This is a genomic window from Nostoc sp. PA-18-2419 (genome assembly GCF_005869855.1).
Taxonomy (GTDB): Bacteria; Cyanobacteriota; Cyanobacteriia; order Cyanobacteriales; family Nostocaceae; genus Nostoc.
Genome location: NZ_SZNH01000011.1, coordinates 1 through 22,446 on the forward strand (window position 1 = coordinate 1; position 22,446 = coordinate 22,446).

A 22,446-nucleotide genomic window follows, 5' to 3' on the forward strand; every position below is an offset into this window, starting at 1 on the left:
AATTTTATTGATTGCAATCGCCTACACAATTGCAGTTTTAGCTGGTCGCAAATCCCGAAAAATGGGGCTACAACAATATATTGGTCGCATTCAAGAATTAAAGCGTTATACACGCCGACATAGTACTTTTTGGATTGGATTATATGGGTGTTTATGGGTAGGTGCTATGGAGTTTTGGTCAGATTTGGCGATCGCACTTGTGCATCTCAAGCCTAGTAAACTTCCCTATTTTCAACGGGGTCTACGTGCTATGACCCTTATTCAATCAGCCTTCTAGCCTCCTTGTCACCCCGTCAGGAATCATACTAGTGCCATTCGCGTTACATAGGAGGCTTAAAACATGAAAGTCCTAGTTATAGGAGCTGCTGGCAAGACCGGTAGAGCTGTAGTCGAGCAGGCTGTGGCCGCTGGTCACCAGGTCACCGCCTTCGTTCACAAAGCTGAGGAATACGAGGTCTCAGACGTTCGCGTCATTGAAGGTGACGCTACTGACAGTGCCACGATGAACGCAGCAGTCCTCGGTCAAGACGCTGTTATTGACACGATTGGTGGCAAAACGCCTTACAAGGCAACTACACTCGAATCGAGCGCCGCCAACACAATCATCGCTGCCATGCAGCGAAACGGTGTGCGCCGTCTGGTGGTAACTTCCATGCTTGGCGAAGGGGATAGTGAGGCGAATGCCACCCTGTATGAGCGCTTACTTGTTTCGACCTTTTTGCGCGGCGCGGACAAGGACAAAGCGGCAATGGAGTCCGCTGTCGAGTCAAGCGGTCTAGACTGGGTAATTCTTCGCCCAGCCCTCCTCGCCGACGACCCTGCCACGGGGAACGTTCGAGTCTTCGATGCTGAAACGGGCGAGAAGGCCCATAAAATTACACGTGCCGACTTAGCTTGTTTCATGCTTGCCCAGCTTGACACTAACGAATATCTCCATCAAGCCGTTACTATCGCAAATAGCTAAGAACTCTTCGACTACGCTCTCTTTTTGGGGTCAGCAGCGTGTTTGTTGAGGCTTCGGTGTCTGGTTGACCAGGCGGTATGCCTCCTTTTTTGTCCGGTTTTCACAACCTAGCTAGCTAAATAGAGGTGATATATGCAATATCTCGTTATCTTTACACCCAAACAGAAATTCGAGACTGACGGAATGCCCTCTGACTTTCAGAAACGGGAACTAGAAGAGCAGGCGCAAGCGCAAGTCCTTTACGCACAGGGAGGTCTCCGTCAAGTGTGGGCGCTGGACACGAAAAACCGTGGCGCAGCCGTTCTCTTTGAAGCGGAGTCACTGGAGCATCTGCAAAAGATGATCGACAGCTTTCCGCTGATCAAGGTTGATTACGCTGACTACCAAATTTTGCCGCTCGCGCCGTATCCAGCATTCGCGAAGAAGTCCGTCTAATTGTTGCGACCACCATACCATAGAAATTAACCCAAACCAGACTCTTGGACAATGGATGCTCATACTTTAGATGTGTTTACCCTGGTAATTTGAGTTGATAAAGCATTTATTCGCTGAAACTTAGATTTAGTAATGATTTGAGTATCCTTAATATTTTCTTGACGAATCAGATCTCAGAGATCATCTTTTAGCTTTTTTAATAGTTACTGCTTTGAAAGTACTTAAACTGTGATGTTGAAAAAAGCTCCAAATTGCCTTACTGGCATTAAAACCAAGCTGAATATTTAACCGATTTAATTTCGGATCGGTTGAAGCGCCACCAGGCCAGAAATGCCCACCGTTGACTACAGCGAACTGCAAGACTTCTGAACCGTTTCTACAACCCGAATAACGAAAAGTTTTGACTCCTAAGTGATTATGAGATTTAGTTGGAGCTAGGTGTTGAGATTGAGATGATGAAGTGCATTGGTCATGTCTTCGCCAAAAATTTATGGTTTCTGGGATAGAAACTAGTGCCTCTTTTTGAGTAATAGGATCGCCATGATAATGTACACTCAAATCGTTCGTACCATTAATCATCATCATTGATATCGAAACCGTCGGCTGACAGCTACGTGCAAATCGAGCGCTTAGAGAGCCAGCTACTGATGCAAAAGCAGCAATTTTATTCGGCAGCTTACAGGCCAAAGCTTGAGTGAGTATCCCACCTTGAGAAAAACCAGTGGCATAAATTTTCCGAGTGTTAATATTTCTAATTTGCTCTATATGCCCAATCAAAGCTGCAACAAATGAAATATCATCCACTTTTTGTTTGACATGACCTGTAAAGCTCCATTGATGGTCAAGTCCATTTGGATAAACTGCAATGAACCCGAATACCTCTGCTAAATTATTGAAGCGAGAAATTTTAGCAATAGAATTGCCGCTGCCATTATCTCCATGAAACATTAAAACTAATGACATCGCATGTTTAGGATTATAAGATTTTGGCGTATACATATAGTATGTACGTAACTTTCCTTGGTTTGTTAATCTTCCATAATTCTCGCCTCTAAAGATTTTTTCTCTAGGTATACTTTTTGCTTCTATTTGAATGGAATTAGAGCTAACAGCCAGAGTAGTTGAGAGTAAGCTAAGGAAAATATATTTAAAACAACTAGATTTTTTATACATTTGTATATATATCCCTCTTCTGTCACTTTCCGAGATAAGCAAGTAGTTCAGGAGTGAAATCATCCAGAAGCAAAAAAGGTTTAAATTGGTTCATGGCAGAAATTAGATGATTAAATCCTAGCAATAAATGAGAATTTGGGAAAATATCTAGCCAGAGATAAATCAGCCAAAATAGTAAAAGAGGTTGGACAATTAAACGAAGACCATTAAGAGTATTCTTCCATCCAGAATCATAATTCCATTGTTGATGATTAGAAAAATCTACACAATCAATACAAATACTATCTTCTACCTCTGTTTCAATTTGAGGAGCTTGATTTAAGCATAAGAAAGGTGGAGAACTTAAACTAATCATTGTGTAGACATAAAAAATAATCTCCCACCATCTCTCAATATGTTGGAAATTTGTAAACCTATAATCTGTCCAGCCCAGTTCCTGTTTACACTGCCGAAAACCATATTCTACCGATGTTCTTAATCCATTTATTTAGAATACTCGGAAAGTGACACAAGAGGGATAGCTTACAGCACAGCATAAATAAATTACTCATTCTAAATCAATAAACCGCTAGCTGTATAGTAATTACATTAGCTAAGCGGTAGCGATAGCGAAGCGTTAGCGACGGAGGAGCGTCGGAACGAGCGTCATTACGAATTACGAATTATCCCAAGTAGTACTAACGTGTGATCTGCGGTGGATTGGTAGAATTAGGAAGTGGGATAGTTGGTACAATTACAGACTTTGGTTTTTCGGCTTGTAGTTCAATTTGGGCTTGGTCGCGGGCGTTTATTGCTTGATGATAATTAGGCTTATATTTTATAGCTTGATCGTAAGAAGCGATCGCATCTTGATAGCGTTGCAATTTTGATAGAGCATTGCCTCTACTATACCAGCTTTCGTAATGGCCTGGTTGATAACGAACTGCTTTATCATAAGATGCGATCGCTTCTACGTATTTTTGCAAATTATATTGGGAATTACCCAAATTATACCAAAGTTGATAATCGTTTTTCTTCAAATTTGCTGCTTTCTTATACGATTCTATTGCTGCTTCGTAACGTTGAGTTTGATGCATTGACCAACCCATGTTATACCATGCTTGATAATTACTAGGATTATATTTAATTACTTGATTAAAAGATTCAATTGCATCCGGGTAACGTTGTAAATTCATCAGAATATTACCTCTAGACAACCAAGCTTGATAAAAATTTGGCTTGTATTGTACTGCTTTATCATAAGCTGTAAAGGCATCTTCATAGCGTTGTAAATTAACTAGAGCATTCCCCCAATTGTACCAAGCTAAAACGTAGTCTGGTTTCAATTCAACAACCTTTTGGAAAGCGGCGACCGCATCTTGATATCGTTTTAGATTTTGTAAAGCCAATCCTTTTTTGTACCAAGCTTCAAAATCATCTGATTTTAATTCAATTGCTTTTTCATAAGATTCAATTGCTTGGTCATATTGCCCTAAACTACTTAAAACTTCTCCTTTTGCATTCCAAATTTGGGAATTTTTGTTATTTAATTCTAAGGCCTTGTTAAAAGAGGCGATCGCTTCTTGATAGTGCTGCAAATTTCCCAAGACAAAACCTCGTCCAATCCAAGCTTCTAAATAATCAGGCTTGATTTGAATTGCTTTGTCATATGCTGCTAGAGCTTCTTTATATTTTTTTAATTCCAAAAGCGTTCTGCCTTGACCATTCCATCCTTGAACATAATCTGGTCTAATATTAACTGCTTTTTCATATACTGCTAACGCTTCTTGATAGCGTTGTAAATCAAAAAGCGTATTTCCTTGTTTAGATAATTCTATGGCATTACTAGAATTAATCTGATTCAAAATAAATATTGATGCTACCCCACTCAAGCCAAACAAAAGTATTATTAATAATAACTTCTTGAATAAACCTTTTTTTGTTTGAGGATTTTTTATCTTATTTTGTGGGACAATAGGAGTCAACGCTATTGTTTCAGCCGGGGGTTGTGTTAACTCTTGTAGCGCTTTTAATGCCACCTTTGCTGAAGGGTAGCGTTGTCGAAAATCATAGCACACCATTTTATCTAAAAATTGAGCAAAATCTGGTGTAACTATGGTTTTATTTTGCCAAATAATTTCATTATTTTCGGCATCTTTTACCATTTCTTCGGGAGATAATCCAGTCAGAGCTTGAATAGCAATTATCCCTGTAGCATAGATATCACTGCTTAATTTTGGCGTTCCATGAGCCTGTTCGCTAGCAATATATCCAGGTGTACCAATAGCAACAGTACATTGAGTTGAATTTTGGGGAGTAATAACTTGAGTAGCAATTTTTTTAACTGCACCGAAATCAATTAAGATTAACTTGCCATCTAGCTGGCGTCTAAGAATATTTCGGGGATTGACATCGCGGTGAATTACATTTTGTTGATGGACAAATTCTAAGATTGTTAAAATTTCTTGTAGAAGCGAAATCACTTGGTCTTGATTCCAGGTTTTCCCTGGTATTAATTCTTTACTTAAGTCATGACCTTCAATTAATTCCTGGACGAGATAAAATTCGGCATTTTCCTCAAAATAAGCTAAAAGTTGGGGAATGCGATCGTGAGTACCTAATTTGTACAAAACTTGAGCTTCTGTATCAAATAAACGCCTCGCAGTTTCTAAAGTCACTGGGTCATTTGCTTGGGGTTTGAGTTTTTTGACTACACATAGAGGCGAACCAGGTAATTGAGTATCATAAGCAACAAAAGTTTCGCCAAAACCCCCACCTCCCAAGTTACTAATAATTTGGTATCTTCCAACAAGTGTGTTTCCCAGCATCTTGTTTACCCACTGTAAGTGCGATGCGATCTGATTTTGATTTTGCCACAGGTTAAGGGAGAGTGGCGAAATGGGAAATGTGGGGAGATGGGGAAGATACGGGGATGAGTGGGGACGTGGGGACGCAAACAGAAGTCTCCGCATCGGCTTGGGATGATGTAAACTTCTCCTTCAAAGAGGCTCCTGCTAGCTTACTTGACAGCAGGGGTACAGGAAACGCAAAGAAAAACTAATCACAAATGACAAATGACAAATAACCAATGACCAATGACCAATGACAAATAACCATTGACAAATGATAAATCCATGATTCCTATTAGTGACAATGTTCGTTGTTGGAATAAGCCAATAATTAATTACTGGCTAATTGGCATTAATATTGCTGTATTCTTATGGGAAATAAAACTAGAATTTAATGATGAATTGGGCTATTTTGTGAATAGTTGGGGTGTGATTCCTGCCCAAATTACTAATGCAATTACAAATACTATTTTTTTGAATTATGCGGCTTGGATAGTTGTAGTTTGGCGTTTATTTTCCCTAATTTTTGGAATATTTTTGCATGGAAGTTTTAGCCAAATCTTGGGAAATATGCTATTTTTATGGGTCTTTGGTAAGACTGTAGAAAATATTCTCGGACATAGACGTTATCTAGAATTTTACTTAGCGGCTGGCGTTATCACAGGGGTGGCACAAATTATAGCTGAACCAAGTTTGACAGTACCATTGATTGGGGCAAATGGGGCGATCGCAGCAATTTTAGGAGCATATATCAGCAAGTTTCCTCAAGCAAAAATTGACTCTGTTTTGCCGCTAATAATTGTATATATACCTATAGAACTTCCAGCCTTTTTCTATGTATTTTGGTGGTTTGTACAACAAATATTTTATGGTATCGGTAGTTTAAATATTCCTCCCGGTGGTGTAAATCAATCTAGTGCTGTTTACTGGGGGCAGATTGTAGGATTAGTGATTGGTGCAGCTTTCATGCGATTTAGGATGTTTGCCAGGTGAGAAACAACATACTTACTAGCAGAATTTAAAATTAAAATATGATTTATACCTGGTGAAGTTACAGCAGAATTGGTAAATTCACCAATGGAAGTAGATTCTGTGCCTAGCTACCAGACCTAGATGGTGTACTTTAGGCTTGTTGAAATCTGCTGTATCTACATCGGCGCTCTCAAACTTATAAAAATATAAATATAATAAAATTGCTATACATGTTGGATGAAATTATTAAATGAATTTCAGAGAATAAGGCATATAACTAGTAGCTAGAGTGCTTAATATGAAGCTATTTTTAAATTTTAAACTTTTAATTATTTGTTTATATACCTTTTGATAGATTGTATTTTTAACCAGAAAAATCCATACTCTTCAAGCTAGGGGATGCCTACTGTTGAGGTCGGTATTGTTTAGTTATCAGCGGTACAAAAGATGCCAAATGTCAATATAGTACATGGAGAAAAAGTTGAAGTTGAAGGTATTGGAGAACAATTCAATCCAACTTTCAGCGTAAACTTACCGCTATTAGTCACAAATGAACCCATCGGACATGAGGAGAATCAGTCTTTAGTTTCTGAGTTTGACACCCCATTCAACAGAAGCACTCAAGTTTTGCTGGTGGACGATGATCTAGATATCCGGGACTTACTAACATTTATTTTGCAAGATTACGGTGTACAGGTAACCGCCGTCGCATCAGCCCAAGAAGCATTAGATGCATTGTCTAACTCGGTACCGGATGTTTTGATCAGTGATATCGGAATGCCAAAAACAGATGGTTATATGTTGATACATGAAGTGAGAAAGCGATCGCCTCAACAAGGAGGACACGTACCAGCGATCGCTCTGACAGCTTACGCTGGAGACACAAATCAGCAGCAAGCACTAGCAGCAGGATTCCAAATGCATATTCCCAAACCAATAGATCCAGATGAATTAATAAAGGCGATCACTGATTTGATGAATGCAAGCTGATACTAGTAACAACAAGATAGCTTAATTCTGTTTAATCAATACGCAAAAGACAAAAATTGTGACTGGTAGCTTAATAAGCAGACCGAGCTAACCAATAAACGGTTATACCCAAAGCCGACCCAGCTATTACTTGAACTGGTGTATGTCCAAGTAATTCCTTAAGACGGTCTTGGCTAAAGTCTGGTTTTTCATCAAATAACTCATCAATCATTTGATTGAGGATACGAGCTTGTTTACCAGCCGCTTGGCGAACTCCTGCTGCATCGTACATGACGATGATGGCAAAAATCATTGCTAATGCAAAATCAGCAGATGCCCAACCAAGTGTTTGCCCTACACCAGCAGCTAGAGCCGTAACTAAAGCTGAGTGGGCACTGGGCATACCTCCAGTTGTTACTAAAACACGTACATTTAGCTTGCGATTTTTGATAATCTCGATTACAAGCTTTAATGTTTGAGCAATTAAACAAGCTGTCAGAGCAACCAGCAGCACCCGGTTGTCTAAAATGTTGCCTATGTCCTGCATGGTATTGTGGTTAGATTAGTAATATAGAGCAGCAGTTGTTGGTTGAGGAAACATTTAGATTCAACCCAAAATCCCAAATTAAGCTAGTAAATTGCGGCAAAAATACCTCGACCATTAAAAATAGACAAAAAGTTTATGCTGTGAACATTTGTGCCCTTTGCCTTTTTGTACCAGTACAGCGATCACGTAAATCAACCACCCATTCCAAATCAATGAAACGCTTGTGGTATAGTAATTACGAATTACGAATTACAAATTACGAATTACCCCAAGCAGTACTAGTTATTGCGATTGACGATAAAATGAGCGATCGCTTGGAGTGGCTTGGCTCTGTTCCCAAATGGTTCTAATTCTGCACAAGCTGCTATAACTAGCTCTTGGGCTTTTGAGCGGGATTGCTCAAGTCCCCAAAGGCTGGGATACGTTACTTTCTTAGCTTTTTGGTCTTTGCCGGCTGTTTTGCCTAATTGCTCTTGGGTAGCAGTGATATCCAGAATATCATCTACGATCTGAAATGCTAGTCCGATATTTTCAGCATAACGGGTTAGTCGTTGCACATCTTCAGATGATGCCCCACTGACGATCCCGCCACAAACTACGCAAGCTTCTAAAAGGGCGGCTGTTTTATGTTCGTGAATGAAATTGAGCGTTTCTAGAGAAATATCTGATTTTCCTTCACATTGTAAATCCACAACTTGACCGCCAACTAAACCAGCTGCCCCCAAAGCCCGACCAAGACGAGCAATTACCTGCAAGACTCGATCCCTGGGAACATGAGCAGGAGTTTTAATGGCTACATGTTCAAAAGCCAAAGCCAACAAGCCATCTCCAGCTAAAATCGCCACATCTTCGCCATAAACTTTATGATTCGTCAACTTCCCACGACGATAATCGTCATTATCCATTGACGGCAGGTCGTCATGAATCAAAGACATTGTGTGAATCATTTCTACTGCACAAGCTGTCGGCATACCCATTTCGATAGTGCCACCCATCATTTCACAAGTAGCAAGACAGAGGATGGGGCGTACACGCTTACCTCCAGCTAATAAGGAGTAGCGCATCGACTCATAAATTGTTTCTGGGTAAACAACGGGAATAGCCAGATCCAAAGCAGTATCGCAAAGCTTTTGTCGTTCTTTGAGATAGACTGCTAGGTTAAACTGAGCTTCCTCCGGTGGTGTCTTTTGAACGTTATCAGTTGCTACCATTCTTAAATTCCTGACATTTTGAGATTTTTATCTTATAAGTCACAATTTTAAGGTGCTGTGGGACTCAAAAAATGAGGAGTTGGGAAAGAAGACGCAAGGAGGTGCGGAGTGTGGGGAGAGAGGGGGGATGGAGGAGTGTGGGGAGATAGGGGGGCAAGATTTCTTCTCTATCCTCCGACACCTCCGACACCTTTCTGTGTCTGTTCATCACCGCTCACTTGCTTACCGTCCTGGAATAGCTAGCGAATGTATTTTGCAACAATATGGCGACAGTCATCGGCCCAACACCACCAGGAACTGGCGTGATAAATCCTGCTACGGCAGCAGTTGATTCCAAATCGACATCGCCAACTAGCCGACTGTTGCCACTGCTGTCAGTAACGCGATTCATTCCCACATCTACCACAACAGCGCCCGGTTTTACCATGTCAGCAGAGATCAGTCCAGGACGACCTACTGCTGCAATTAGAATATCAGCATTCTGAGCGATCGTTTTGAGATTGTGCGATCGCGAATGAGCAATGGTGACTGTAGCATCAGCTTCTAGTAGCATTAATGCCATTGGCTTACCTACTAAAATACTGCGTCCCACCACTAGAGCCTGTTTTCCCTGGAAGGGAATCTCATATTCTTCTAAAAGCCGCATCACACCAGCAGGAGTGCAGCTACGTAAACCGGTTTCTCCCCGTACTAGTCGCCCCAAGTTCACAGGATGCAGTCCATCAGCATCTTTATCGGGATCGATTTGATGTAACAAGCTAACAGCATCCAAGTGGTTAGGTAACGGTAGCTGCACGAGAATCCCATCTACCCGTTCATCGTGGTTGAGTGTAGTAATCACCTCTTCTAATTCCCTTTGGGTAGTTTCGGCGGGAAAATGCTTGCCAAAAGAGGCTATACCAACTTTAGCGCAGGCTTTTTCTTTATTGCGTACATAAGCAGTTGAGGCTGGGTTATCGCCAACCATCAGCACTGCTAAGCCAGGAGGTCGTCCAATTTTTGGCTGTAATTCGCTAATGGCAGCAGAAAGTTCTTGCTGAATTTTTGCAGCTAAAGCCTTACCATCAAGGAGTTTGGCAGTTTGTGTTTTCATTAAAATTTCCACCTATGTTCGTTTTTTGTCGCCAGGTGAGTACTGAGTGCTGAACCTAGGTCATTCACGGTGATTAAAGATTGCGCTAACCGCTATTTTATTAGCTTCGTTGTAGAAATTGAACCCAATACTATTGTTGCTAAAATCGAAGCATGGGTATTGATTTGGGTGTGAAGACTTTTGCTGTAATGAGTAATGGAGAAAAAGCTTTAAGCCCTAGCTACTCAAAACATGACCGCAAGATTCGTAAATTGCAACGAAAATTAGCACGCCAGCAAAAAGATTCAAAAAGGAGAAATAAAACTCGCCTAAGGATAGCTAAACATCACAATCGGATTGCCGATACTAGGAAAGATTTCTTGCATAAACTATCAACCAAAATAGTTAACGACAACCAAGTAATTGTTTTGGAAGATTTGAATGTGTCAGGGTTGATTAAAAACCGTAGACTAGCAAGGGTGATTAGCCTGCAAGGATGGCGAGAGTTTAGAACACTTTGTGAAGCTAAATTAGAAAAGTTCAATAGGGATTTTAGGGTAATTAATAGATGGGAGCCTACTAGTCAAGTTTGCTCTGATTGTGGTTTTAAATGGGGCCAAATTAACCTTTCCATCCGTTCAATACTCTGTATTAACTATGGCACTGAGCAGGATCGGGATTGCAACGCATCAAAAAATATAGAAATGGTCGGGATGGGGCATCGCCACGACCTTAAACGGACAGGGGGTGACTGTAAGACTGGCAATGGTCAGCAAGTTACTGTGAACTGTCAAGAATCACTGACGTTCAAGGTCGGTGAGTATGTCAATAAAACTCCAGTTCAATTTAATTAACCAGAAGTTAATCAAATCAGCCGTAAGATTTTTAACTATAAGTTCCTGCTCTCTCAGTTGTAACCTTTGCAGGTTCTAACTCAATATCATGTATTTTATTCAACTCGCCAGCACGCCAACTATCAGCCGCATCCTTAATAAAACTGGCAACCGGAATTGCAATTAATAAACCTAGCACGCCTCCTAGTTTAGCCCCCAATAGTAAAGAAATTACCACCCAGACGGGATTTAAGCCAGTCAAATTGCCGAGAATTCGAGGAGCAATAAAATTAGAATTAACTTGGTCAATCGCTACAGCTACACCTAAAACTTCCACTCCTAACCAAAAATTTTGCAACGCCACCAACAGACTGACTATGGCGATACCTATTCCTGTACCAAAGGGAAACAAAGAAAACAACCCAATAGCCAGACCAAAAAGTAGCGCCAAGGGAACTCGCAAAATCCAAAATGCCAGTGTAACCGTCAATCCCAGCACTGCACCCAATGTAGCCTGACCGATAAAGTAATTATGAAAATCCTCTCGGAGTAATTGCCGGACTTTTGAGCCGATATTGGGGGAAAACCATTGAAAAATTCCATCCCAAAGACGTTCGCCGTTCAATATTAGGTAAATAGTCAGCACCACCGCCAGCAGTACATTGACCACAGTACTAATCGTATCCACAGCAAAACTGAGAATTCTACCCGTAAAAGACTGGAGTTGATTAGATAATCTTTCTAAAATCTCGCTAACTAAAGCACTTAAATTAATCGGAAGTTGCTGTTGACTTAACGCCCAATCTTGAAAAGCTTCTAGCTGCTGAGTACCAGAATCAATCCAACTAGGCAAAATATTCGCCAACTCGTTGAGCTGTTCTATAATCAGGGGAACCAAGGTGATGCCTAAACCCACTATAATCACCACAGTCAAAAGTAACACTCCCACGATCGCCAAATTACGTTTCACCCCTCGTTGCTGAAGAAACTGGATGGGATAGTCCAAGACAAAAGCCAGTAAGATGGCGGCGGCAATAATACTCACTAAAGGTTGAAAATACTGCACAAGCTGAAGGAACAGCCAGCCGTTGAGAATGATAATGGGAAATGCTAATCCTATGCTTAACCATCGTGGGACTTTGTTTGCAGATTGCATTAGTGATAACTACTCCATAAGAGTTTTAACTTTATTTTGACTGCTAAACAGTGGGGAGTGTTGGCTGTTGACTGTTGACATCCTCTATCCAAAATCTCACTTTCTCATTTACGACTCCTATACTGAATTCTTCTCGATAAAATCCAACATAATTCGCTGATGCATTTCCCCTAATGGTCGCACTTCGCCAGCATTTTTTGAATAACAGTTACCTTGGCGAATATCTTCTGGCGTCAACAATCCCATATCCCAGCCTTCATTCAAAACCAATCGATTTAACTCCACCAAGAGTGGTGCATGAAAAACATGACGGACAACTCTTTCGTCGGGATAACAGCCAAATTCAGCAAAAGGTGGTAAATCATAGCCGATTTCTTCTAAAATTTCTCGTTTGACTGCCACATTCGGCGTTTCACCAGGTTCGATATGACCGCCAAATAGCGCCCAGTAACCAGGATAAAGAATACTGGGGATATTGTCCCGCAGTTGCATGAGAAATTTGTTTTTTTGGTAGAGAATAGCGATCGCTACATGTACTACTTGATTACTCATATATTGATTTTTAATTGCTAAATTATTCTTCTTCTAAATAAACTTCTCCCAGTTCTTTACCAGCTACAGGGATACTTTGGTAGCGAACTTTACCTCTAAACACCACTTGCGATCCCTCTCCCAAACTTTTTTGATTAGTGATAACCCAAATTTTGCCGGTTGTATCATCTACTTGATAAGCCCACTGTTTCATTAAAGGAGCTTGCTTTTCTACCTTTCCTTGGATGTAAACTGTAGCTTGATTCTTTGGTTCTGGTTTAATTTCTCGAATTGGGGTGACATTTGTGCCAAATTTTAAGCCAGTCCCACTCAAGCCAGAGGAGGATAAATTACCACAACTAGAAAGTCCTGCTACCAGAAAAAAAGCCAACCCTAGACGGTAGAGAACAATTCTCTGCCCATCCAAAAAGCCAAGGAACAAATTTCTCGTTTGTTGCATGAAAGCCACCGATTGAGCAAATTTTCGCTTCACTGCTTATTTTGTCGCCACTTTAATCGACTCAGTTCCTATCTATGGTACTTTCTTGTGAATTGGGCATTAGCAAAGCCAGACAGAACAAAAGTATGTCCGGATGTATCTATCGCATTCTTTTTTCAAATTGGTATTAAAAGTGTTGACTGATGACTATTGAATTAGGAATTATTTTCTTTGTCCTCCCACCTCCCCCAATCCTGGCTAGTATTCTCTCTTATTCTTCAGACGACATGATTGATCTGAGAAAATAAACATTATGGATTTACTGCCAGAGAAACGCTACGACATCAAACAGCTACACAATAACAGTTAAAAGTCAAGGGCAAAGAGTCAAAGCGCAGCGTGCCAGACTAGGGATTGGGCAAAAAAGGCTTATAATAAACCTTTTTGCCCGGAGAATTTTTGAGCAAGTAGGCAAAGCAGACACTTGAGGCTGTAAGAATATAACAATAGCTATTGTAAGCAAACTTTTGAAATCATCCTCACCAGTGAACGCCTCTACCAACGTCTCCGCGCAAACTCAAAATCGCAAAGCAGATCATATTCGCATCTGCCTAGAAGAAGATGTTCAATCTCACGAAGTCACCAATGGACTAGAACGCTATCGCTTCACCCATTGTTGTTTACCAGAACTAGACTACAGCGACATTAAAATCAGTACAAATTTTTTGGGTAAATACCTTGGCGCACCTTTGTTAATTTCTTCGATGACTGGAGGAACCGAACAAGCAGGAATCATTAACCAACGGTTAGCTGAAGTCGCCCAACACTATAAAATTGCGATGGGTGTTGGTTCCCAGCGAATAGCTGTGGAAAAACCCCAAGTAGCCGATACATTTGCCGTCCGCAAGTATGCGCCGGATGTTTTGCTATTTGCCAACTTGGGCGCTGTGCAACTTAACTATAAATATGGCTTAGCTCAATGTTTGCGGGTAGTCGATATCCTAGAGGCTGATGCTTTGATTTTACACATTAACCCCCTACAAGAATGCATTCAGCCCAAAGGTGATACTAATTTTAAGGGGTTGCTTGATAATATTTATAAAGTATGCTCTAAAATGCCAGTACCAGTAATAGCCAAAGAAGTGGGTAATGGGATTTCAGCAGCGATCGCCAAAAAACTCTTAGATGCTGGAGTCACTGCCATTGATGTAGCTGGTGCGGGTGGAACTTCATGGGCGAAGGTAGAAAGCGAACGGGCAGAAAATGCCTTGCAACGTCGTTTAGGAAAGACATTTGCCGATTGGGGTTTACCGACAGCAGAGTGCATTACCAGTATTCGAGCGATCGCTCCAGATGTGCCCTTAATTGCTTCCGGGGGATTGCGTCATGGACTAGATGCAGCAATGGCGATCGCTTTAGGAGCAGACATAGCCGGTTTAGCAATGCCCTTCCTAAAAGCCGCAGCAGTATCACAAACAGCAGTTGCCGAATTAGCTGAAGTATTAATTGCCGAAATCACCACAGTATTATTTTGCACCGGTAACGCCACCTTGGAGCAGTTAAAGCACTCAGGTAGTTTACAGCCCATAAAATAAATTTAGTAATAATCTGTAAAACATCTAGTTTGCCTGTTAAGGCTGATGGGGAGATAAGGATATGGGGAGAGGAATTAAGCAATTAAGCAACAATCCAAAATATGTAAGTTAAAAGTGGAAGAGCTTACCAATTATTGATGAAGCTTTATTTAGCGCAGCTTCATCAATAATTGGTATTAGCACAGGTGAATGCCTAAAAACTTTAAAAAGTATATTGCATCTCCACTTGGAGCATTAGTTAGTGTAAAAGTTTTTCAACTTATATCTATGGGGGAACACGAAGTTATCAACCCTAGAAAACATCAAAATATTTAAGAAGGAGAAAATCAATGAAGAAACTAGAAGGAAAGGTAGCTTTAGTAACTGGTAGCAGCAGCGGAATTGGTCAAGCTATTGCTATACATCTTGCCCAACAAGGTGCAAATGTTGTCATTGACTACCGTTCTCATCCTGAAGGCGCTCAAGAAACTCTGTCTAAAGTAGAAGAAGCTGGTAGCAAAGGCTTAACTATTAAAGCTGACTTGAGTGTAATTAGCGATATCCGCCAACTTATAGACCAGGGTATTCAATACTTTGGTAAGCTAGATATTCTCGTCAACAATGCTGGAATTGACGGTCGAAATGCTGACTTCTGGAACATTAGCGAAGCCGACTATGACGCAATAATCGATCTCAACCTCAAAGGCACGTTTTTCACTACTCAAGCGATAGTACAGCACTTCATCGAAACCAAGCGAACTGGTAAAATCATTAATATTAGCTCCACCCATGAGGAAATAGCATTCCCCCACTTCACTGGCTACTGTGTTAGCAAGGGTGGTGTAAAGATGATGATGCGTAATTTAGCAGTTGAACTTGGTCCTCTGGGAATAACAATTAACAATGTAGCCCCAGGAGCAATTGAAACACCAATCAATAGTAAGCTGTTAAATGACCCCGAAAAATTGGGAGCATTGTTGAAAAACATTCCTTTAGGTCGTTTAGGTAAGCCAGAGGATATCGCACCTATAGTTAGCTTCTTAGCCTCAGCCGATGCAGACTACATAACAGGGGCAACCTTTTATGTAGATGGAGGACTCAGCCGGAACTATCATGAGCAGTAGGTAGTTTGCGTTGGCTCTAGTGTTATAGAGTTGAATGGCACGCTTGAGTTATTTGTTGAGGCAAGCAGGGGAAGCTGTAATGAAGCTGCCGCTAATGAGAACTTTATTACTACCATCGATTTCCCAAGGCGACTGCAACAAAAACAAACAGTGGATTAGGAATATCAGTGCTTGGGGTAGTTGTAATTGGAAAACATTTTTTGCTCGCTTACATCGGTTTGCCCAAGTTTCGCAAGCCCCAAGCTACTGGCTCGATTTTGCGCTAATACTAGACAGCTAAATCCTAAATCCAAGGTGATGAAAAACTTGTACAAGCGCATCTTGCTCAATCAAAAGGAAAATTACCAAACTAGCAACACAAATTACTCTTTTTTCGCAAATGAGGCTTTAAACAAAGTAATTGCTTGATGTGTATTCAATATATTATTATAGACTCTAATTGAGAATAAAAAAAACTTATAATACTTGAGCAAACTTTTTCTCAAAATAGAAGTAAATCAAGGAGTAAAGAGTAGTGTATTTTGATAAGATTCAAAAAATAACAAAATTGGAATAACAGAATTATAAGTTCTGTAGAGATAGCATGGTCTTTAGGCACGGGTTCATTGCATCTAGCTTAATAGTTTTCTTCGCATTTGGCTGTAGTAATGGGGCAAACTCATCAACAGAAAATACCACACAATTTGTACAGAAAAGTAATGTGACCCAGCTTTTAGTAGAAGCGAAGGCTACCCAAAATGCAGAAGTTTTCCTGACTCAAGGCAATAATTTATTAGATAACCAGCGTTACCAAGATGCAATTAAAGCATACGACAAAGCGATCGCCATGAAAGCTGAGATTGTTGAAGCTTGGATCAACCGTGGCATAGCTTTAACATCGCTACACCGCTACAAAGACGCTGTAGCATCCTATGATCGAGCGATCGCCATCAAGCCTGACAAAGATGAAGCTTGGTATAACCGTGGCATAGCCTTAACATCGCTACAACGCTACCAAGACGCTGTTGCATCTTACAACCAAGCGCTCTCTATCAAGCCTAACAAGTATGAAGCCTTAACTAACCGAGGCATTGCTTTGACAAAGTTGAAACGCTACCAAGACGCTATTGCATCTTATAATCAAGCGATCGCCATCAAACAGGATTTGCACCAAGCATACTATAACAAAGCTTGTTCTTATGCTTTACAGGGCGATGTAAAATTAGCAACTGAAAACCTAGACCGAGCAATTCAACTTGTTCCAGAAAAGTACAAAAATTTAGCCAAAACTGACCCTGACTTTAACAAAGTGCGTAGTCAAAAGCGGTTTCAGGAATTACTGCAATAGACGGGCATTGAAAAGCTTAAAACGAACATGATATTAACGGGAGTAAATAAGTCCCAAAATCAGTTACTTTTTAAACTGAACTGCACGCTAGTTGCGATCGCTGCCGATAGGATAAATCTAAATATTAATTTTGATTTGTGCATTATCTAATAGTTTGATATTTTATTTACTTGTGGGTTGCTTTGGATTTCATACTAGAGATCTAAATTAAACTTATATATTTAAAGTAATAAAGTTTACTGATAGTAGTTTCCGAATATCTTCTAATTTTTTAATCTTTTGGCATCTTATAGAATCCCGCTCAAGCAATATTTTAACTTATGACAGATGGCGATCGTATTCCTTAACAGAAAAATTTACTGATAAATAAAAATTTATAGTGAACAAATATCACAATACAAAATTATTACTTCGGGGATCTACTAGACAGAATAACGCACAAAACCATTAACCGATGTGTATTGGCAAACGTAGTAAAAAAAATATCATCAAATCATCGCAATCATGCTTACAAATAACTAAAAGATGCATGTTAATGTTTTAATCTCATCGTCTTGCCTTTGGGCTTTTTGTTATGCATCTGCACTATTCACACCCCCAACACCTTGAAGAATTAGTCAAGAGTAGTGGTATAGACTTACACTTAGTGCATCTTAATTTTCGGTCAGTCCTAGGTGTAACTGCTTATGAGTACTTGTTGATTTCTCAGTTACTTCCTCGCACCAATACAGGAATGGTAAAAAGTAGTTGGTTGCAGCGTTACGCTCATATTACTGAAGGTGGTTGGTGGTGTTCAGGACTAGACCCCTTAAATAATTGGCAAATGATGGAATGGGGATGCTTTAAACCAAACCAACCTCGAAAAAATAACAATGGCAAATTTATCAAATACGAGCATCCCCCCAGCACGCCAACGCGGGTATTTTGTTTGCGCGTAACACAGCAAGTCTGGCAGCAAGTTGCAGGGCGTTATAATCTGCTAATGCCCGATGATATCACTATTAGCCCCGATGGCGAAGCTAGCGGTTTTTGGCAATGGGTGATAGAAAACAATATTCCTGTGATTATCTGCGAGGGTGTGAAGAAAGCAGCAGCACTGCTGACACAAGGATATGCAGCTATTGGTGTTCCTGGAATTACTAGTGGTTATCGGGTTGTCAAAGATGAATTTGGTAAAATCACCCGTCGCCAGCTGATTGCTGACTTAGCCGCCTTGGCGATAACAAAACGTCGCTTTTATATTTGCTTTGATTTTGAAACTCAACCTCAGAAAATCGCTGCTATAAATAATGCGATTTCTCAACTTGGTTGTTTACTCCAGCAAAAAAATTGCTCTGTTAAAGTCATCGAGCTTCCAGGAACAGAAAAAGGTGTTGATGATTTTATTATTGCCAAAGGTGCAAGTAATTTCGATAAACTTTATCGTCAAAGTCTTGATTTAGAAATTTATCTAGCCCAAACCAAACCCCACACTGAATTAAGTATTCCTGCTACATTAACTTTTAATCGTCCTCACATCGGCGAAATGCCTTTCCCGACCTCTGGATTAGTCGGAGTAAAATCAGCAAAAGGAACAGGTAAAACCACAGCATTACAATCTGTTGTCCACCAAGCAAAAAATAGAAATAAACCTATTTTATTAATTACTCATAGAATCCTTCTTGGACGATTTTTGTGTGAAAAAATTGGTATCCAATGGGGATTGGGTATAAGTAACTGGGAATTAGAGAATAATTTTCCCAATAATCAATATTCAATTCCCAAATCTTTCGGCTTGTGCGTTGATTCAATTTGGAAACTAAATCCCAAAGATTGGCATGGGGCAATAGTAGTTTTGGATGAAGTAGAACAAACTTTATGGCATCTATTAAATAGTAATACTTGTAAAAATAAGCGTGTCAAAATACTAAAATTATTCCAGCAACTAATTGCTACAGTTTTAACAACTGGAGGATTAGTAATTGCCCAAGATGCTGACTTATCAGATGTCTCACTTGAATATTTACAAGGATTGGCAGGAATACAATTAACACCTTGGATAGTTCTTAACGAGTGGAAACCTCGGCAAGGATGGGATGTTACTTTTTATGATTCGCCAAATCCAACACCGCTAATTCATCAACTAGAATTAGATTTACTTGCTGGGCGTAAATGTTATGTTACTACCGATAGTCGTGCTGGGCGTTACAGTTGTGAAACTATAGAACGTTATTTGAAAGAACGGTTACAAAAATTAAGACAAAAGTTTCCTCAAACTCTAGTAGTTAGCAGTCACACTACAAACACACAGGGTCATGCAGCAGTAGATTTTATTGCAGGTATTAATCAAAAAATCTCTGATTATGATGGTGTTTTTGTTACCCCTAGTCTTGGCACAGGAATTAGTATTGATGTTCAACATTTCGACCGAGTTTATGGAATTTTTCAAGGCGTAATTCCTGACTCGGAAGCACGACAGGCATTAGCAAGAGTGCGGGATGACGTGCCGCGTATTGTCTGGTGTGCTAAGCGAGGTATTGGTTTAATTGGCAGTGGTAGTACAAATTACCGTTTGCTATCTGACTGGTACCAAGAAAATCAAAAAGAAAATTTAGCTTTGCTCAGTCCGTTACATAAAATAGACGTAGATTTACCTTTAGTTCAGGACCCAATTCATTTGAGAACATGGGCAAAATTATCTGCTAGGATAAATGCATCAATTCGCCTCTACCGTCAATCGATGCAAGATGGTTTAATTGCTGATGGACATCTAATTCAAATACGAAGTAATGCAGTTCACAATAATATTATTCGAGATTTACGTCTTGCATTTTTAGCAAGTGATCCCAATGATTTTGCAACCCGCAAGAGATTAATTTTAGAAATTGTTAAAGTTCAAAAAGATTGGGCACAAAGCCGACAAAAAGCTAAAGATATTAAATATAAAATTAAAGAAATTAAGCAACAAAATCAATTGGCAGCGGCAAAATATGTAGCTAACGCTAAAGATATCGATTATGTAAAATATGAGCAACTATTAGTTAAAAGTTTTTTGACTAATGAAGAACGTAACGAAATTAATAAATATATTCTCAGACAAAAATATGGAATAGAAGTTACTCCGGCGCTGAAATTACAGGATGACCAAGGATATTATACTCAATTATTAATTCACTATTATCTGACTCACGAAAGTGAGTATTTTCAGATTAGAGACCACCAAGAATGGCATCAACAATTATCTTGTGGTCAAGGAAAGGTTTTTCTACCAGATTTAAATACTTACACTCTAAAAGTTGAGGCAATGAGAGCTTTAGGCATATTGCAATTTCTGGAAATAGGACGAGAATTTACAGAAAACAATACTGAGTTAATTTTACTGAAAAATGTTGCTTTTCAGTATAATAAGCATATTAAAAGAGTACTTGGTGTTAGTTTGTTTGGAGGAAAACAACAACTTTTGGGAATTAAAATACTCGCCCAACTGTTAAATTTATTAGGTTTGAAACTGAAGCGATTAAATGAAGTTTATCAAATAGATTCAGCAACATTAAATGATGGTAGAGAAAAAATATTTGAAGTTTGGCATCAACGAGATGAATTGATGTTATCTCATGTTAAGAGCGGTGGCTATCGAGTAGCTAATTATTCACCAGACTCCAAGGCTAAGATTATTTACGCCTAGTCTCCCGTGATCAAATATATGAGAACCCTTAATAAGGGAACTGAGCTCCAAAAAATAAATTATTTAGTTTGAAGTTGCTGATTGATGATTGATGACTGTTAACTGTCAATAGTGGGATATTTTTTACAAAGGAACTCCCTAAGCGCTTAAGGGATGCTTTCAAACTCAGGTTGGGTATGGGAATCGTTCTTCAACAGTTGGGAGACAAGCTAGTTGAGAACGGAGCGGGTAGTAAACTGTGCCGAATCAACTTTTGGCAGTACTTACCAAAATCTAAACTAACAGTCGCTTATCTGAGAATCCTATAGATAATGAAATTGCCTCTTACAAGGACGCGCTTAAAAGAAAAGTTGATAGTCCGGTAAACACCTACTCAAGGTTAAGCACTTGCAAAATAAGCTAATGTCCACAGTTGCCAATGTTCTGTATCGTGAACTGTTGAGAACTTGCGGCAAACAAACCCCATTGGTTAATGACTTATGACTAATTACTAATGATAATCTCCCAATAGTGGGGGGTTGTAAAATGATTTAATACTTTAGAGTGAAATTAAATATATAAAAGAGCAATTTTCAAATGACTATTTACTTTTATAAGGCTTGGCAGCCTTATGGCTGTTTTTCTAACTTTTCTTTCCATGAAATCCACATCCAAGGTACTCACTGGCCAACGGTTGAGCATTATTATCAAGCACAAAAGTTTGTTGGTAGTACGGATGCAATAATTATACCTTTCATTCATGCCGCCCCTACTCCTGAAGAAGCTGCTGCTTTGGGAAGATGTGGTACTCGTCAATTACGGCGAGATTGGGATTTGGTCAAAACTCAAGTGATGCGAGAAGCTGTACTAAAAAAGTTTCTTACTCATGCTGATATTAGAGAAGTTCTTTTAAGAACAGGTGATGAAATGTTGGTTGAAAATTCCCCAACTGATTATTTTTGGGGTTGTGGCGCTAATGAAACCGGTCAAAACCATCTCGGTAAAATTCTCATAAGTGTTCGTGAAGAAATCCGTAAGTTACTATCTTTAACAATAATTTACGAATAATTTAATTAAAAAAGTTACATCTAACATAAAATCAGCAATTCAACGGGGAATAGTTAAATTTTCCCAGTCAAAAATCTTTGAAGTAGTCGTTAATAATTAATTATTGAGCGGCAAAAATCTTGTTTAATTGGCTTGATGGGCACAATCATTAAAAAATATTATTAATTCTAGGCAATTATTAAGTTAGTAAGTTGAGTAATATTACTGAAATAATTTAATGATTGAGAATATAAAATTAATAAGTATCAATAATTAAATTTTTCTAAAAAATAAATTTGTGAGGATTTGTGTAGCATATTTTTAATAAAAAAAGGGGTTTAATATTTTTTAAAAATTTTATGAAATATCCTTATTCGGCAGAATATCTGATATCTCTAAAATATTCTCTAATACATCCAAAGATATTTGCGACAAATAATTGTTTGACCAGATAGACCTAATAAAAATCCGATTCAATTTTGAAACATAATTAAGCACGCTTTAATATAATATAACGGAATTGTTAAGATACTGTTTGACCTCTTACCTAACTACACAGGTAAGTTTGTGAATAAAATCAGACTGCTATATTTGTAGGAAC

Annotated in this window: 20 protein-coding genes and 2 pseudogenes; 13 read left to right on the forward strand and 9 right to left on the reverse strand. The window is 39.3% G+C overall.

The window, feature by feature from the left end; translation table 11 throughout:
• The 3 genes and pseudogenes from FCR06_RS13370 to FCR06_RS13380 form a co-directional block, all read left to right on the forward strand.
• A pseudogene (locus FCR06_RS13370) lies at positions 1–277 on the forward strand (IS4 family transposase); the annotation flags it as partial.
• 63 nt (positions 278–340) lie between these two features.
• On the forward strand, positions 341–964 hold the full coding sequence (locus tag FCR06_RS13375) for an NAD(P)-dependent oxidoreductase (protein ID WP_138500395.1): 624 nt from the start codon (positions 341–343) through the stop codon (positions 962–964).
• 132 nt (positions 965–1,096) lie between these two features.
• Positions 1,097–1,399 (forward strand): muconolactone Delta-isomerase family protein, encoded by a 303-nt coding sequence (locus FCR06_RS13380; RefSeq protein ID WP_138500397.1) that lies wholly within the window; start codon positions 1,097–1,099, stop codon positions 1,397–1,399.
• 180 nt (positions 1,400–1,579) lie between these two features.
• On the opposite strand, the gene FCR06_RS13385 is transcribed toward FCR06_RS13380, so the two are convergent.
• The 3 genes and pseudogenes from FCR06_RS13385 to FCR06_RS13395 all read right to left on the reverse strand — a co-directional run bounded on the left by FCR06_RS13385 (position 1,580) and on the right by FCR06_RS13395 (position 5,379).
• Complete coding sequence (locus FCR06_RS13385) at positions 1,580–2,635, reverse strand: alpha/beta hydrolase family esterase (protein ID WP_138500399.1); 1,056 nt, start codon at positions 2,633–2,635, stop codon at positions 1,580–1,582.
• A pseudogene (locus tag FCR06_RS13390) lies at positions 2,595–3,053 on the reverse strand (hypothetical protein); the annotation flags it as partial. The gene FCR06_RS13385 and the pseudogene FCR06_RS13390, both read right to left, overlap by 41 nt.
• Positions 3,054–3,249: 196 nt before the next feature.
• The gene (locus FCR06_RS13395) at positions 3,250–5,379 is read right to left on the reverse strand and encodes a tetratricopeptide repeat protein (protein ID WP_138500400.1); all 2,130 of its coding nucleotides are present in this window, start codon (positions 5,377–5,379) and stop codon (positions 3,250–3,252) included.
• A 62-nt stretch (positions 5,380–5,441) separates the two neighbouring features.
• Between FCR06_RS13395 and FCR06_RS32600 the strand changes: the two genes are divergently transcribed.
• From FCR06_RS32600 to FCR06_RS13405, 3 genes are all read left to right on the forward strand, one after another.
• Positions 5,442–5,612, forward strand: coding sequence for a hypothetical protein (locus FCR06_RS32600; protein WP_189523411.1), 171 nt, complete (start codon positions 5,442–5,444; stop codon positions 5,610–5,612).
• 73 nt (positions 5,613–5,685) lie between these two features.
• Positions 5,686–6,393, forward strand: coding sequence for a rhomboid family intramembrane serine protease (locus FCR06_RS13400; protein ID WP_138500713.1), 708 nt, complete (start codon positions 5,686–5,688; stop codon positions 6,391–6,393).
• A gap of 426 nt (positions 6,394–6,819) precedes the next feature.
• Entirely contained in the window at positions 6,820–7,362 is a 543-nt protein-coding gene (locus tag FCR06_RS13405) for a response regulator (protein ID WP_138500402.1), read from the forward strand.
• Positions 7,363–7,432: 70 nt separating this feature from the next.
• Here the strand turns inward: FCR06_RS13405 and FCR06_RS13410 are convergent, their stop codons facing one another.
• From FCR06_RS13410 to folD, 3 genes are all read right to left on the reverse strand, one after another.
• Positions 7,433–7,888, reverse strand: coding sequence for a divergent PAP2 family protein (locus tag FCR06_RS13410; protein WP_138500404.1), 456 nt, complete (start codon positions 7,886–7,888; stop codon positions 7,433–7,435).
• Between the two features lie 278 nt (positions 7,889–8,166).
• Entirely contained in the window at positions 8,167–9,099 is a 933-nt protein-coding gene (gene crtE / locus FCR06_RS13415) for a geranylgeranyl diphosphate synthase CrtE (RefSeq protein ID WP_138500406.1), read from the reverse strand.
• Between the two features lie 214 nt (positions 9,100–9,313).
• A complete protein-coding gene (gene folD, locus FCR06_RS13420; RefSeq protein WP_138500408.1) occupies positions 9,314–10,192 on the reverse strand; it encodes a bifunctional methylenetetrahydrofolate dehydrogenase/methenyltetrahydrofolate cyclohydrolase FolD in 879 nt (292 codons plus the stop codon).
• A 152-nt stretch (positions 10,193–10,344) separates the two neighbouring features.
• Here folD and FCR06_RS13425 point away from each other — a divergent pair, with 152 nt between their 5' ends.
• Complete coding sequence (locus tag FCR06_RS13425; RefSeq protein ID WP_223280128.1) at positions 10,345–11,025, forward strand: RNA-guided endonuclease InsQ/TnpB family protein; 681 nt, start codon at positions 10,345–10,347, stop codon at positions 11,023–11,025.
• A 31-nt stretch (positions 11,026–11,056) separates the two neighbouring features.
• Here the strand turns inward: FCR06_RS13425 and FCR06_RS13430 are convergent, their stop codons facing one another.
• The 3 genes from FCR06_RS13430 to FCR06_RS13440 form a co-directional block, all read right to left on the reverse strand.
• Positions 11,057–12,160 (reverse strand): AI-2E family transporter, encoded by a 1,104-nt coding sequence (locus FCR06_RS13430; protein ID WP_138500410.1) that lies wholly within the window; start codon positions 12,158–12,160, stop codon positions 11,057–11,059.
• 117 nt (positions 12,161–12,277) lie between these two features.
• Entirely contained in the window at positions 12,278–12,712 is a 435-nt protein-coding gene (locus FCR06_RS13435) for an NUDIX hydrolase (RefSeq protein WP_138500412.1), read from the reverse strand.
• 22 nt (positions 12,713–12,734) lie between these two features.
• Positions 12,735–13,184 (reverse strand): hypothetical protein, encoded by a 450-nt coding sequence (locus tag FCR06_RS13440; protein ID WP_317616820.1) that lies wholly within the window; start codon positions 13,182–13,184, stop codon positions 12,735–12,737.
• Positions 13,185–13,675: 491 nt separating this feature from the next.
• Here FCR06_RS13440 and fni point away from each other — a divergent pair, with 491 nt between their 5' ends.
• From fni to FCR06_RS13470, 6 genes are all read left to right on the forward strand, one after another.
• The gene (gene fni / locus FCR06_RS13445; protein WP_138500717.1) at positions 13,676–14,725 is read left to right on the forward strand and encodes a type 2 isopentenyl-diphosphate Delta-isomerase; all 1,050 of its coding nucleotides are present in this window, start codon (positions 13,676–13,678) and stop codon (positions 14,723–14,725) included.
• A 329-nt stretch (positions 14,726–15,054) separates the two neighbouring features.
• Positions 15,055–15,828 carry an SDR family NAD(P)-dependent oxidoreductase gene (locus FCR06_RS13450; RefSeq protein WP_138500414.1) on the forward strand — a complete coding sequence of 258 codons (774 nt, stop codon included), beginning with the start codon at positions 15,055–15,057 and terminating at the stop codon, positions 15,826–15,828.
• Between the two features lie 79 nt (positions 15,829–15,907).
• Positions 15,908–16,108, forward strand: coding sequence for a hypothetical protein (locus FCR06_RS13455; RefSeq protein WP_138500416.1), 201 nt, complete (start codon positions 15,908–15,910; stop codon positions 16,106–16,108).
• Positions 16,109–16,411: 303 nt separating this feature from the next.
• The gene (locus FCR06_RS13460; protein ID WP_138500418.1) at positions 16,412–17,155 is read left to right on the forward strand and encodes a tetratricopeptide repeat protein; all 744 of its coding nucleotides are present in this window, start codon (positions 16,412–16,414) and stop codon (positions 17,153–17,155) included.
• A gap of 574 nt (positions 17,156–17,729) precedes the next feature.
• A complete protein-coding gene (locus FCR06_RS13465) occupies positions 17,730–20,819 on the forward strand; it encodes a plasmid replication protein, CyRepA1 family (RefSeq protein WP_138500420.1) in 3,090 nt (1,029 codons plus the stop codon).
• Between the two features lie 576 nt (positions 20,820–21,395).
• A complete protein-coding gene (locus FCR06_RS13470) occupies positions 21,396–21,866 on the forward strand; it encodes an NADAR family protein (protein WP_138500422.1) in 471 nt (156 codons plus the stop codon).
• Positions 21,867–22,446 lie beyond the last annotated feature (580 nt).